9 protein-coding genes are annotated in these 12,165 nt (G+C 55.1%); 3 read left to right on the top strand and 6 right to left on the bottom strand.

Annotated features, from left to right (window positions below; genetic code table 11):
* Positions 1 to 95: 95 nt before the first annotated feature.
* The 6 genes from ACP5D4_RS01860 to ACP5D4_RS01885 all read right to left on the bottom strand — a co-directional run bounded on the left by ACP5D4_RS01860 (position 96) and on the right by ACP5D4_RS01885 (position 7,760).
* Positions 96 to 1,400 (bottom strand): ABC exporter membrane fusion protein, encoded by a 1,305-nt coding sequence (locus ACP5D4_RS01860; protein ID WP_428009919.1) that lies wholly within the window; start codon positions 1,398 to 1,400, stop codon positions 96 to 98.
* A 12-nt stretch (positions 1,401 to 1,412) separates the two neighbouring features.
* The gene (locus ACP5D4_RS01865; protein WP_428009920.1) at positions 1,413 to 2,009 is read right to left on the bottom strand and encodes a TetR/AcrR family transcriptional regulator; all 597 of its coding nucleotides are present in this window, start codon (positions 2,007 to 2,009) and stop codon (positions 1,413 to 1,415) included.
* Between the two features lie 389 nt (positions 2,010 to 2,398).
* Complete coding sequence (locus ACP5D4_RS01870; protein WP_428009921.1) at positions 2,399 to 3,583, bottom strand: type II secretion system F family protein; 1,185 nt, start codon at positions 3,581 to 3,583, stop codon at positions 2,399 to 2,401.
* A gap of 59 nt (positions 3,584 to 3,642) precedes the next feature.
* Positions 3,643 to 4,773 carry a type IV pilus twitching motility protein PilT gene (locus ACP5D4_RS01875; RefSeq protein ID WP_428009922.1) on the bottom strand — a complete coding sequence of 377 codons (1,131 nt, stop codon included), beginning with the start codon at positions 4,771 to 4,773 and terminating at the stop codon, positions 3,643 to 3,645.
* A 346-nt stretch (positions 4,774 to 5,119) separates the two neighbouring features.
* On the bottom strand, positions 5,120 to 7,135 hold the full coding sequence (locus tag ACP5D4_RS01880; RefSeq protein ID WP_428009923.1) for a GspE/PulE family protein: 2,016 nt from the start codon (positions 7,133 to 7,135) through the stop codon (positions 5,120 to 5,122).
* A 226-nt stretch (positions 7,136 to 7,361) separates the two neighbouring features.
* Positions 7,362 to 7,760: a hypothetical protein gene (locus ACP5D4_RS01885; RefSeq protein ID WP_428009924.1), complete on the bottom strand. Its 399-nt coding sequence runs from the start codon at positions 7,758 to 7,760 to the stop codon at positions 7,362 to 7,364.
* On the opposite strand from ACP5D4_RS01885, the gene grpE reads away from it, so the two are divergent.
* The 3 genes from grpE to dnaJ all read left to right on the top strand — a co-directional run bounded on the left by grpE (position 7,759) and on the right by dnaJ (position 12,154).
* Entirely contained in the window at positions 7,759 to 8,520 is a 762-nt protein-coding gene (grpE, locus tag ACP5D4_RS01890; protein WP_428009925.1) for a nucleotide exchange factor GrpE, read from the top strand. The two genes, ACP5D4_RS01885 and grpE, sit on opposite strands and share 2 nt — an antisense overlap.
* A 161-nt stretch (positions 8,521 to 8,681) precedes the next feature.
* Positions 8,682 to 10,913, top strand: a complete 2,232-nt coding sequence (dnaK, locus tag ACP5D4_RS01895; protein ID WP_428009926.1) for a molecular chaperone DnaK — start codon at positions 8,682 to 8,684, stop codon at positions 10,911 to 10,913.
* 110 nt (positions 10,914 to 11,023) lie between these two features.
* Positions 11,024 to 12,154 (top strand): molecular chaperone DnaJ, encoded by a 1,131-nt coding sequence (gene dnaJ, locus ACP5D4_RS01900; RefSeq protein ID WP_428009927.1) that lies wholly within the window; start codon positions 11,024 to 11,026, stop codon positions 12,152 to 12,154.
* Positions 12,155 to 12,165 lie beyond the last annotated feature (11 nt).

Genomic DNA, 12,165 nt, shown 5'->3' on the forward strand with positions numbered 1-12,165 from the left:
TGTTGCTCTATCCCGCTTAAGCTCAGGCTTTCAGCTTTTTTGTCCTGTACTTAGTTCATCCCCTCATCCCCTCATCCCCTCATCCCCTCATCCCCTCATCCCCTCACCGCGATGGAAACGCGAACTTGGAGATGGGTTAAATCGCGGACGCGATCGCTGGCTTCGGGAGTCAGGCGAATTCGCACTTCAACCACGCGACGATCGACATCGGAACCCGGTTGAGTGCTGAAAATCTCTTGACGGCTCACTTGCGTTCCCAGACGCACCACTTCCCCCTCCAGTTCGCCGTCAAATACCGGACTGGTTATCGTCGCGGTTTGTCCCAATTTCACTCGTCCGATGTCCGTTTCGTACACTTCGGCGATCGCTTCCATCGTCTGGGTATGTCCCACTTCCAGAATTCCCGCATCGCCCACGACTTCCCCGGTTCTGGCGTGGATTTTCAAGACTTGACCCCCAACGGGCGATCGCACGAAGGACTGTTCTAAATCCGCTTCCGCTTGGCGCACGGCGGCTTCAGCGAGGCGGACTTCCGTTTCGGCGGTACGCAGGTCCACAGGGCGCACTTCCGCCACGGCGTTCAACTGGGCCCGGTTTTCTTCGATTTGTCGTTGCAATGTGGTGGTGGTGCGATCGAGTTCGGCGTTGGCTTGGCGAATTTCGGCGTCTCGTGTCGTCAGAATGCGATCGCGCGTCGCAACGGCTTCGCTGAGCCGTTCTTGGGCGGTGGCGGCGTTCAAACAGAGTCGATCGCGATCGGATGCAGATACCGCCCCATCGCGATAGAGGGCGTTATACCGCCGACATTCAGTTTCGGCGTAGCGCACTTCGGCTTCGATACGATCGATCGTCGCAGTTTGTTCGGCCAGTTCCCCGCGACGACGGGCTTCGAGTTCCGCCAAACGCGCCTGTTGGCTGGCGATTTGACCTTCGAGTTCGGCTCTGACGCGATCGAACCGCGCCGCTTGCGCCTCGATATCTCCAGTTTTCGCCCCCGCTTCCACTTGCGCCAGTCGCGATCGCGCCGCCTCGACTCTCGTTTTCGCCAGTTCGAGATCGGCGGTACGTCGATCGAGGTTGTCTAACACCGCCACCACTTCACCCGCACTGACGGAATCCCCTTCTTCGACGGTGAGGCGATCGATTCTGACGTCTTCGACGGAAACTGGGGCGGACAACCGCAATACTTCCCCTTGGGGAACCAGTCGCCCCAGAGCGGTAACGGGGCGGGGTTGGGGATTGATCGCTTCCCTGGGAACGCTTTCCGTGTCGGCGGAGTTCAGCCATTGCTGTAGTGGCTTGACGGACTGACCCGCCGCAAATCCGACAATAATGGCGATGGCGACAGCGGCGATCGCGCTGCGGCGTAGGGGAGTCTTAGGGACAAATCGCGCAGTCATCAGAAAAATGCTCTAGAGAGACCAGTTGTGATTTAAGTCTGAGTTGGACTCGAGATAGCTGACGAACATTTGACGAAAGATGTCGTACTGTTCCCGGTAAGACAGCTTGTCCCCTTCCAACATCCGTTGGAGAAGCAAGCCGTTGAGGAAGCACATCAGAAAACTGAGGAATCGGCGATCGCGAATTCCGGTCAGTTCCACAGCTTCGGCTTTCCAGCGTTCGGCGATGGTGGCGATCGCTTCGTCGTTGGCGACGCCTTCGGTGTTCTGCTGTCGGTAAAAATCCACCACCACGAACAGCATTTTTAAATAAAAGTCTTCGTTCTGTTCCACGATGTCAAAGGCGTGTTCGATACGACCTTCCAACGCAGTATCGCCTCTCAAACTGCTTCGATAAATCGCCAAATCCTCTTCACACAGAAGTTCTACCAATTTCTCGAACAGGGCTTTTTTGTTGGGAAAGTAGTGATACAGCGTTCCCGTCGTTACCCCGGACGCCGTGGCGATTTCCCGCATCGTGACCGCTTCGTAGCCTTTGCGAGCGAATAACTCAAAGCTCTGAAGCAGGATTTCTTTTCGATACTCTTCGCGATCGACGATTTTTGGCATGGTTTGACCCTTTGTCGTGACGGTTCTGCAAGGCTTCGATCGATCCTTGAGCGACTCGAAGATTTTTGGGCGCTTCTACCACATTTTTAGTTTTTTGTCAATATATCGCGCCTCAAAAAATAAAAGTCTAGTAAAAATGAGATATCGAGAGTTACGTAGTTTTATGTCGATAAATTTGGTTTTTAATGGCGATATTTTCCCTTAAATAACTTAATTTATTTTAAAAATAGGGTTTATACGTAATGCCTAGGCAGGTTCGATCGAGGTTGGATTCCTCTCGTTCTTATTATATCGAACGTTCGTTATAAAAAACAACCCCAAAAAAAACGAGGTGTTCTAGAACACCTCGTTCTCGCAACTCGAAGGCTTTTCCAAGCCCAACCTAGAAACTAACCGATTTGCTCCATCACAGCGAACATCGGCAAATACATCGACAGCAGGATCGACCCCACCATCCCCCCAATGACCACAATCATCAGCGGTTCGAGCATCGACGTAAGACCCTTAATCGCCTGTTCCACCTCGTCCTCATAAAACGCCCCCACTTTCACGAGCATTTTATCGAGTTCCCCCGTTTCCTCACCGATGGACATCATCTGAACCGCCAAAGCAGGCATCACGCCCCGTTCTCGGAACGCCTCACTAATACTGCCCCCTTCCTGAATCTGATCCTTAGCATAATCGATCGCATCAGCAATAACCTCATTCCCCGCCGTATCCCGAACAATTTCCATCGCGTTCAGAATCGGAACACCAGAACGAGTTAACGTACCGAAAACATTACAGAAACTCGCCACCGCCGACTTTTCCACCAACTCCCCAAAAATCGGAGCTTTCAGAATTAATCCATCAATTTGGAAGCGTCCAGCGGGGGTTTTGTAATAGGCTTGAATCGCCACCGCAATCCCGATCAGAACGCCGACGAACATAATAATGTAATAATTGCGCTCTTCGAGCCAACTTTCCGCATCTGGAACATCCGCTGGAAGCGTCGGACCGCGCAAAAAGAAACTCACGTTCATCATCATCTGAGTAAACGCAGGCAGTTGAGCATCAAGTTGGTCGAAAATGCCCGTAAACGTCGGCAGCAAAAAAATCGTCATCCCCAAAAAGATGATAACGGCGATCCCTCCCACCGTTTGCGGATAAGACATAGCCGATTTCAACTCGTTTTGGAGTTTCGCCGACTTTTCCAACAGAATTGCCAGACGGTTAAGAACCTCATCGAGAACCCCCCCGACTTCCCCCGCCGCCACCATACTCACATAAAGCTTGTCAAAACAACCGGGGTGTTTGCCCATCGCTTCCGCGAGGCTGCCGCCCTGTTCCACCTCATCGCGAATTTGCACCAGGGCTTTTTTGAGTTTAGGGTTGCCGCACTGCTCCGTCAACACGCTCAAACAGCGCAACATCCCGACCCCGGCGTTAAACATCGCAGCGAACTGACGAGAAAAGATAGCCTTATCCTTTACCGTCACGCTAGTAATAGCGGCGGATATCTTCTCCCCGAATTCGTTGATATCAAACCCCTTCTCAGGCTCTTTTTTAGTGCTGGTTGCTGTGGGATTTACCATAGTTCGGTTCCTAAAAACTCACCATACAGAGGCGGCGCAGACTGCGCCGCCAAACCAACTTAACGCTTGGCTTTCGTTTTCTTCGCTCCCTGAGCCGCCGGAGCGCCGCCAGCTTTCACCCGAGGATCGACGAGGCGATCTAACTCATCAACCTTCGAGCTTTTCGACATCGCTTCCTCGTAAGTCACCTTACCTTCGTTCACCAGCCGAGCCAAGCACATTTCCATCGTCTGCATCCCGACTTTCGCACCCATTTGAATCGACGAATAGATTTGGGTCGTTTTTCCCTCGCGAATCAAGTTACCGATCGCGGGGGTGTTGACCATAATTTCCTGAGCCGCACAGCGTCCGCCGCCGACTTTTCGCAGCAGGTTTTGCGAACAGACGCCCACCAAAGACCCTGCCATCTGCGCCCGAATTTGGGGCTGTTGAATAGGGGGGAACACATCGAGCATCCGGTCGATGGTGGCCGCTGCCGAGTTCGTGTGCAAGGTACCAAAGACCAAGTGACCCGTTTCAGCAGCAGAAATGGCCAGCGAAATCGTTTCGAGGTCGCGCATTTCCCCCACCAGAATGATATCGGGGTCTTCCCGCAGAGCCGCTTTCAGCGCGTTGCCGAAACTCTTCGTATCTTCCCCTTTCTGCCGTTGGTGAAACAGACTTTTAATATTGGGAAAAACGTACTCGATGGGGTCTTCGACCGTGAGAATATGTTCCGATCGCGTGCGGTTGATCAAATCCAGAATCGCCGCCATGGTCGTCGTTTTACCCGATCCGGTTTGTCCTGTCACCAAAACCATACCGCGAGGGCGCATGGCCATTTCCCGCATGATTTCCGGAACGCCCAACTTCTCAAAGTTCGGGATAGAGGACGCCAGCGCCCGCAAACAGGCAGCAAAACAGCCCCGTTCGCGATAAACGTTGACCCGGAATCGGGACAGTCCCTTCACCCCATAGGCGCAGTCGAGTTCCCAGTTCTGCTCCAAATCTTTCCGCTGGTTGTTGTTGAGCATACTGAAAATGAGGCGCTGGCATTCGTCCGGCGCCAGGGACTCGCCAAACTGGGGCTGAGGGGTCAGTTTGCCGCTAATGCGGAAAAAGATCGGCGCTCCTGCCTGAATGTGCATATCGGAGCCACCCTGTTCGATCAACGACTCCATTACGTCCTCGATCATGTAGTCTAGCGCCATGTGACTTGATTCCTCCTATTTCGGATTTGAGGCTGTTGTAAAACGCTGAGCGACGGGATGTTCCAACAGCCGAATTTTTGCTTCTATTTTACCCTCGGGACAAGAGAGACTTTCCCGACTGAGGCTGAAGAGCGAGTTTCCCCCGAGGGAAGAAGAACCGCACTCTCGATCGAATCTCGGGGGAACCCGGATCGATCGGGGACTCCTTGACCTTTTCGATCGTGTAATCCAGCGCCACCTGATTGACATCCTCTCCTAGTGAGAGTGTGAAGCGATTAGCGAGACGCTGAGTAACCCGAACCGTCCCAAAGAGCAATTTTGCAAGTGAGTCGGACTATCTTTGGCCTTAATCTTGGAAGCGCGGCGTCATGCAGTACGGACAATCCATCCATTCAGGATCTAACCCCGCCCTGCAAGTATTGCAAGTGAGCGAACTCTTGCGTTTGGCTTTGAGTTCCGCTTCCAACCCCGAATCCGTAAACGTAACCCGATCGACCTCCTCAAACGTCGTGAAACCCTGTTGCACCAAATTGAGACTGTAGGCCAGCAGGGTTTTCATCCCCTGTTCCACCGCTTTCTCCTTAATCCGTTCGGTAGGAGCGCCTTCGTTAATCAAAACCGCCAGTTCCTCCGTCGTTTGCAGGAACTCGTAAACCCCGACCCGGCCTTTATAGCCAACACCGTTACATTTCGGACAGAGTTCGCCGTTTTCGAGAAGTTCCTTGCGATCGCCCGGTGGAATCGTATTGGCTTTATAGAACGTCGCGTCCACCTGACCCGACGACGACATCCCGTAACGAGCCAGTTCTTCCCGGGTCGGCGTATAAGGAATGCGGCACTCGCTACAAACGCGGCGCATCAAACGTTGCGCCAGCACCCCCAGCAACGCCCCGGAGACCATGAACGGTTCGACTCCCATCTCGTCGAGACGGGCGATCGCGCCAGCGGCGTCGTTCGTGTGCAGCGTCGTCAAGACCAAGTGTCCCGTTAACGCCGCTTCGATCGCCGTTTTCGCCGTTTCCTTATCTCGCGTCTCACCCACCAGAATGATGTCCGGGTCTTGTCGCAAGAACGCCCGCAGAATGTTGGCGAACGTCAAATCTTTTTCCCGAATCACCTGACATTGACTGATGCCTTCGAGAGCGTACTCAATGGGGTCTTCCGCCGTACTGATATTGACCCCCGGATCGTTGCGTTCGGCCAAAATCGAGTACAACGTCGTCGATTTACCCGAACCCGTCGGACCCGTCACCAGAATCAACCCGAACGGACGACTGGCCACGTCTCGGACTTTTTGCAACGTTTCGGCATCGGTGATGAGCTTGTCGAGTCCCAGTTGCGTCGACGAGTTATCCAGAATCCGCAGGACGATTTTTTCGCCGTAGCGCGTCGGGAGGGAGTTCACCCGGAAGTCCACCGCACGACCTTGGAACATCCGCCGAATCCGTCCGTCCTGGGCTTGGCGGCGTTCGGCAATGTCCAAGTCCGCAATAATTTTGAAACGAGACGTGACTGCCGGAACGATAGCTTTCGGCAGGCGAGGGAACGGCTCGTGCAACACCCCGTCTTTCCGCATACGAATGCGAAGGTATTCCTCTTGAGGTTCCACGTGAATGTCCGAAACCGCGTCCGTCAGGGCTTTGCGGAGAATTTTGTTGACAAGGCTAATGACACTTTTATCTTCCGTGTCCGGTTCGGCATCGAGTTCTTGATGTTCCTCGGGGGCTTCCTCGAGGTCGTCCTCACCTCCAGCCAATTCGTTAATATCCGTGAGGCTGATGGCGTTTTTCTCTTCCTGTTCCCGTCGCTGGTTTTCCGCTTCTTTTTTAACCTGTTCGTCGAGATAGCGCGAAATCAGTTGTTGGTAATCGTCGAAGGTAATGGCACGCCGTTGAAGCTGGAAGTCTTGCGATCGCAAAATGCGGCGGAGTTCGTCTTGAGCTTCGAGGTTATCGGGATCGACCATCGCCACCACTAACGTTTTTTCTTGCAAAGTTAGAGGGACGAAACGGTAGCGACGACAGCTATCGACCGAGACCATTTCCAGCAAACGTTTGATTTGTCCGGGGGAGATTTCCGCCGTTTCCGGATCGAAGGATTCGACGCCGTAAAGGATTTTCAGTTCAAAGAGTTGCTGGCGTTTGTACTGAAGAATAAATTCAGGCGGCAGGGGTTTGCCAGTAATCCCTTCGATGGCTTCGATTAACGGCAGACCCTTGTTACGGCTTTCTTCCTGTGCCTGAGTCATTTGATCCGGGCTGACGTGACCCGCTTGAACCAGCTTGTTTCCAAAGGGCGAAAAATTCGTCTGAACGACTAACGCACGCCGAGCTTTGGATGCGCCAGATGAGAGATTAGTCATGGTGAATGTCTAGCGTCAAGTTGCGAGGGAGGAGAGTAGTCGTGTCAGTTCGATTCGGCTCGGGGAAAACACCACTACTTGACAAGTCTAACGTACTCGACCTAGCCATTGCGGGAACGGCATCTGTGAAGGCTTGACCGACCTCACCCTTGTCTCTGTAAGCTTCACTGTCCTGTCCCCCCTCTAGCTGCCCATGTTAAGATTTCTCAAAGAGGTGGCGAGCCTTCTAGATCGATATCGATATGGCCTCGATGTCGCCGGCCTCCGACCCGCTAAAGTGTCGTTCGAGACCGCCACCCGTCGGGATCGGCCTTGCGCCTCCAAACACTCGTGACGGGGGCAACTCGACGGGGAAGATCGCCCCGACTCGCGGAACGGTTCGAGATCCTTTGAAGTCCCTCGATCGCCCGTCGAGTCCGAAAGGCGTCGTGGTGGCAGAATGCGACCCGCCTCGAACCATCCGGTTGGGGCAACTGGGGCGATCGCGTCGTCGGTAAAGCGGCGGCGGCGTCAGAGATTCCGTCGAAGTCTGTTTCGACGGTCGCCCCTCGAAGGCGTTCGCTCGATGCGGACGACTTCGAGTCAAACCGTAAGCGTTGGAATTTTGCAAAGGGAAGTCAGACATGGACGAAGAAAAGCAGTTCGAGAACGAGCGCCAAGCCACCGCCGAAGAGCGTTCCGATACGGCAGTTGAAGCCCAGAACACCGACGCGGCCGCCGAAGCTATCGAACCCGAACACGCGTCCGCCGCCGAAGGGGAATCGGAAACGCCCGCAGGAGAAGACCTCGATCCGACGGCAGTCGAAGCGGAAGCCGCTGCTCGCGAAGCTCGGGAACGGGAAGCCGCTGAAGATGTGGCGACGACCCTCGAAACCCTGAAGGCGACAGCCGAAGCGGCCTCGGCACAACTCGAAGAGATGAAATCTCAGTACGTGAGATTGCAGGCGGATTTCGATAATTTCCGCAAGCGCACGGAAAAAGAAAGACAAGCCCTCGAAGAACGGGCTAAATGCGAAGTTCTCCAAGAACTGCTGCCCGTGGTGGACAACTTCGAGCGCGCGCGCACGCAAATCAAACCTCAAACGGACGGCGAAACGAACATCCATAAAAGCTATCAAAGCGTGTACAAGCTGATGGTGGATTGCTTGAAACGCTTGGGAGTCGCGCCGATGCGGCCGGAAGGGGAAGAGTTCGACCCCAACTTACACGAAGCCGTCATGCGCGAACCCAGCGACGAACACCCCGAAGGAACCGTCATCGGGGAACTGATGCGGGGTTACACCCTCGGCGATCGCGTCCTGCGTCACGCGATGGTCAAAGTGGCAGCTCCCCCGGAACCCGTGGTAAGCTCAGAAGAGGCGGAATCCGACGAATCGGACGCCTAAAGCTTTTTCGTCGAAACGATCGCGCCAAGAAGGCGAGAGCGGGCGTCGCAGCAGTCGATCGCGGGAGGGGTTGGAGTCTGGCGGCTCTGGCTCGAAGGTAAACCCCGCCACCGCGATCGCCTCATTTGAAACTCTTCACGTTCACAGCCGCACCAAGGGATATGGGAAAAGTTATCGGTATCGACCTCGGGACGACGAACAGTTGTGTTGCCGTGTTAGAAGGCGGTAAACCCGTCGTCATTCCCAACTCGGAAGGCGGACGAACGACGCCGAGCATGGTCGGGTTCGCGAAATCCGGCGATCGCCTCGTCGGACAACTGGCCAAGCGCCAGGCCGTGACGAACGCTGAAAATACCGTTTACAGCATCAAGCGGTTTATCGGTCGTCGTTGGGAAGAGACCGAAGAAGAGCGATCGCGCGTTCCCTATAACTGCGTCCTCGGACGAGACAACACGGTGGACGTGAACATCCGCGATCGCCACCACACGCCCCAGGAAATTTCGGCGACGATCCTGCAAAAGCTTAAGCAGGACGCCGAAGCCTATCTCGGCGAACCGGTCTATCAAGCGGTGATTACGGTTCCGGCGTATTTCACAGACGGTCAACGTCAAGCGACGAAAGACGCCGGAACCATCGCCGGGTTGGAAGTCCTGCGGATTATTAACGAACCGACAGCCGCCGCCTTAGCCTACGGTCTCGACAAACAAGACGGCGATCGAACGGTTCTCGTATTCGACCTCGGCGGCGGCACCTTCGACGTCTCGATTTTACAGCTCGGAGACGGCGTGTTCGAGGTCAAAGCCACCGCCGGAAACAACCACCTCGGCGGCGACGACTTCGATAGTGCGGTGGTGCGCTGGCTCGTAGAACAGTTTCGCGCCCAGAGCAACATCGATCTCTCCGGTGACAAAATGGCCATGCAGCGGGTGCGGGAAGCGGCCGAAAAAGCTAAAATCGAGCTGTCCTCCGTCACCAAAACGGCCGTCAACTTACCCTTTATTACCGCCGACGAAACCGGTCCGAAACACCTCGAAGTCGAACTGACCCGCACTCAGTTTGAAGAATTGGTGCAGTCTTTGGTAGAAAGCACCATCGAGCCGGTCAATCGCGCCATGGAAGACGCCAACATCGCCCCCGAAGAGATCGATCGAATCGTTCTCGTGGGCGGTTCGACGCGGATGCCTGCCGTACAAGCGGCCATCGGCGAGTACTTCGGCGGACGAGACCCCGATCGCTCGGTGAACCCCGACGAAGCGATCGCCATGGGTGCCGCTATTCAAGCCGGCGTCCTCGGCGGAGAAGTGCAAGACGTGCTGTTACTCGACGTCACCCCCCTGTCCTTGGGCATCGAAACCCTCGGGGAAGTCTTCACCAAAATTATCGAGCGCAACACCACCATCCCCACCAGCAAATCTCAAATGTTCTCGACGGCTACCGACGGCCAAACCTCCGTCGAAGTCCACGCCCTACAAGGAGAACGGGCGATGGCCAAAGACAACAAGAGCCTCGGGAAATTTATCCTGATGGGAATTCCCCCCGCCCCGCGCGGCATCCCTCAAATCGAAGTCAGCTTTGAAATCGACGCCAACGGTATCCTCAACGTTTCCGCGCGAGACAAGGGAACCGGCCGCGCTCAAAGCATCAAAATTACCAATACCGGCGGCTTGAGCCAAGACGAAATCGAGCAGATGCGGCAAGAGGCGGAAGTCAACGCCGAACGGGACGAAGAACTCCGGGCTTTAGCCGAACTGCGCAACCAAGCCGACGCCCTGTTTTACAACTACGAAGATACCCTCAAACACAACGCCGACCTCATTAGCGATCGCCTGAAGTTGGAAGTGACCGAAACCGCCCACCGCCTGCGAGAATCCCTCGAAGAAAAACAACCCGATCTCGAAGAGATTCGCTCTCGACTGGCGGCCTTCCAAAAAACTCTGTTCGCCATCGGCTCGGCGGTGTATCAAGGGGAAGCCCCGCCAGAAGAAGGCATCGAAGACGCAGAGACCCCTCTGCCGCCCCCTCAAGAATTAGAGTCCCTCGAGTCGAAACAAGGGGCTGGAACGGCCTTGTCGGACTCAGACGCCTCCGCCAAGACCCTCGAGGACGAACTCAGTTTAGACTTAGATAAAGAACTCAAAGATCTCGAAGCCTTGCTCTCTGAAGACAAATCGTCCCAAGCGGTCAAACCAGCCGCCCAAGAACCTCCTCGGAAGCCCAAATCGTCGGCTTCCCCCAAAAAACAACCCCCTCGGAAGCCCTCAACGCCACCCCCAAGCCCGGGTAGGGAGGCCGCGCCGCCTTCAGAGGAGGCAGCCGGGGACAATCCCTTCGAGGTTTCGACCCCAGACTCGTCGCCCTCTACGGAAACCGATCCGGAAAACCCATTTTTCTAAGGGCTGGCCTGGATTTTTGTCGCCCGGCTTGACGAGCGGGCGATTTCTCGACTTCCCCGTTGTCCTATCTCAATTCGCAATCTCAACCCCCAAACAGTAAATAGCGCGTTATGGCTGTCGATTATTACGAACTGCTCGGTGTTTCTCGCAGCGCCGATAAAGACGAAATCAAGCGAGCCTTCCGGCGACTCGCTCGGAAATACCACCCCGACGTCAACAAGGAGGACGGGGCCGAAGAACGGTTTAAAGAAATCAACCGCGCTTACGAAGTGCTGTCAGATCCCGAACTGCGTACTCGTTACGATCGATTCGGCGAAGCCGGCGTCAGTTCTGGAGCGGCTGGCGCCAGCGGCTTTTCTGACTTTTCTGACTTTTCCGGTGGGTTTGCCGATATTTTCGAGACCTTTTTCAGCGGTTTCGGCGGTGCCGCCCAAACCCGTCGCCGTAGCGGACCGACGCGGGGCGACGACTTGCGCCTTGATTTGAAACTGGACTTCCGCGAAGCAGTATTCGGAGGCGAAAAAGAAATTCGCATCGGTCACTTGGAAACCTGCGAAACCTGTAACGGAACCGGCGCCAAACCGGGAACGCGGCCGAGTACCTGCGGCACCTGCGGCGGTTCGGGACAGGTACGCCGCGCCACCCGCACCCCCTTCGGCAGCTTTACTCAAGTTTCCGTCTGTCCGACTTGTAACGGTAGCGGTCAGGTCATCGAAGAAAAATGTGGAACCTGCGCCGGAAAAGGACAAAAACAAGTCACCAAAAAGCTGAAAATTACCATTCCCGCCGGGGTCGATAACGGCACTCGCCTGCGGGTGCAATCGGAAGGCGACGCCGGAAAACGTAACGGTCCGCCGGGAGATTTGTACGTTTACCTGTTCGTGAACGAAGATGCGAAATTCCAACGGGACGGCATCAATATCCTCTCGGAAATTAATATCAGCTACTTACAGGCAATTCTCGGCTGTAAAATTCCCTTCGAGACCGTAGACGGTAAAACGGAAGAAGTGACGATTCCCCCCGGTACCCAACCGGGACACCAAATCGTCCTCGAAGAACAAGGGGTGCCTCGGTTGGGAAATCCCGTCAGTCGCGGGGATTGTATTTTGACGGTCAACGTGGAAATTCCGACCAAAGTCAGCGCCGAAGAGCGAGAATTGTTAGAAAAATTGGCGAAAATTCGCGGCGATCGATTCGGAAAAGGCGGCGTAGAAGGGTTTTTAGGAGGACTGTTCAAGTGAGCCAGCCTGCG

The sequence above is a fragment of the Baaleninema sp. genome (genome assembly GCF_049974805.1).
Taxonomy (GTDB): Bacteria; Cyanobacteriota; Cyanobacteriia; order Cyanobacteriales; family Geitlerinemataceae; genus Baaleninema.